Source organism: Pontibacter sp. HJ8, assembly GCF_054824225.1.
This window is the reverse complement of record NZ_JSYF01000562.1, coordinates 1-1,640: the sequence shown is the minus strand read 5'-3', so window position 1 is coordinate 1,640 and position 1,640 is coordinate 1. Positions and strand designations below refer to the sequence as shown.

The 1,640-nt window shown below is 43.5% G+C and carries 1 protein-coding gene; it reads left to right on the top strand.

Annotation, left to right across the window (positions count from 1 at the left end):
* The first annotated feature begins 302 nt into the window (after nt 1-302).
* Nucleotides 303-1,274 (top strand): MBL fold metallo-hydrolase, encoded by a 972-nt coding sequence (locus OB13_RS19380; RefSeq protein ID WP_461491835.1) that lies wholly within the window; start codon nt 303-305, stop codon nt 1,272-1,274.
* Nucleotides 1,275-1,640: the final 366 nt, after the last annotated feature.

Genomic DNA, 1,640 nt, shown 5'->3' with positions numbered 1-1,640 from the left:
TAGATGGATTGATCTCAAAAAGCCTACCGCGCCCCTGGCTACGTTGCCGATCCGCATCATCAACATGGCCTGTGGACTAAAGCCACCATTTAAAAGAAATTAAAAGGAGAAAGTAACTCAAAGAGCAGCTTGTTTTTCCTTGAATTAGAAAAGAAATTAAGGCCTACAGCTACTGCAAAAAAGGAAAACAAAGCACAGGTAACTACTCGTAGAATACATCAAAACCTCTGAAATTTCGGCAGGACGTTTTCTGCCGCCCTACGTTGTGCGTCAAGTTAGTAACACGCCTAAAAGCTCTAAAAATGCTAACAAAACATATTTCATTTTCGCTTTGCCTCTTGGCATTCCTCGTTTTTGCTTATGATGGATTGGCACAAAGCAGAGACACTTTAATTGGAAAAGAGTATGTGAATAAATCACTTTACAAGGATCGGCAGGTGCTTCCTGATGTTTATGGGAAACCCAACCCGGACCTGCAAAAATCATTGACGCAGGTGAAGGGCAATCTCTACCGGCATACCAACGACACCATTCCATCGCTACACAGCGGCCTTGTATTGATCACGAAAGCAGGAGCTATTGTTATTGACCCCGCTTTAACACCCGCCGCCATTTGGCTGAATGATGAAATAAAAAAGCGGTTCAAGGTACCGGTGAAATATGTAATTCTGACCCATGCGCATTACGACCATGCAGGAGGTTCTCAAATTTTTCAACAGGACGGGGCAAAGGTCATCATTCAGAAAAACGGGTTAGAACCCATTATTGGCGAAAAGCTTCCCATAGCCGTGCCCGATATTGTATATGAAAAACAATTGACCATAAAACTTGGCGGCGAAACGGTGATTCTTCATCACATTGCACCCAGCCATTCCAACAGCATGTCGGTCGTGTCGTTCCCTGCTTACAAAGCCCTTCAGTTGACCGATGTCGGGCAATCCAACACCATGCCCTATAATGATTTTCTGGACTTTTATTATGATGGCTGGATAGAAACACTCAACTGGGTTTTAAAGCAGGATGTGGATTTTATCGACATCGGCCACTATACACCCGCTACATTGGAGACAATCAAAAACGAAAGAGACTACATGGTTGACCTTCACCAGCAGGTATTAAATCTGGTGCGCCAGGGCCAAAGCTGGGATCAGTTATACCGGAATGTAAAGTTTTCAGACACTGTAAAAAGCTGGTACGGCTTCGCTACCATGAGTAAACTGAACATTTTGGGCATGCATAGATGGGTAACCAATCACAGACGAGGAGTTTGGTGACCCTTCTATTCTTGTTTGCTAAGGAACCCTATCAACTCGAACACACAAAAAAGCATTGGCAATATGACGGGGCGACGAATATGTATTCAACTTTTTATTTGCTAATCAGCGGCGGTTTCCTCTAACAGATAACGTCGAGCTACAATATGAAAAATGTGCTTCGGTATCTTTAATCAGCAACGGTACCAAGCAGACAGAAAAAGGAATGCCACCACATCGTCAATGCTTTAAGTTAGCTGTAATGGTAACAGGCGCCACCACAAACAGGCACAGCAAATTAGCAAAGTTAAGCGGGAAGGAAAATCTACCTTTCCTATTTTGCCTTGTGACCTAGCGCATACTTTCTCTAATTTTTTCCCGATGCTC

Coding starts and splice junctions, on each gene's coding strand:
- OB13_RS19380 (WP_461491835.1), top strand. CDS start 303: ATGCTAACAAAACATATTTCATTTTCGCTTTGCCTCTTGGCATTCCTC.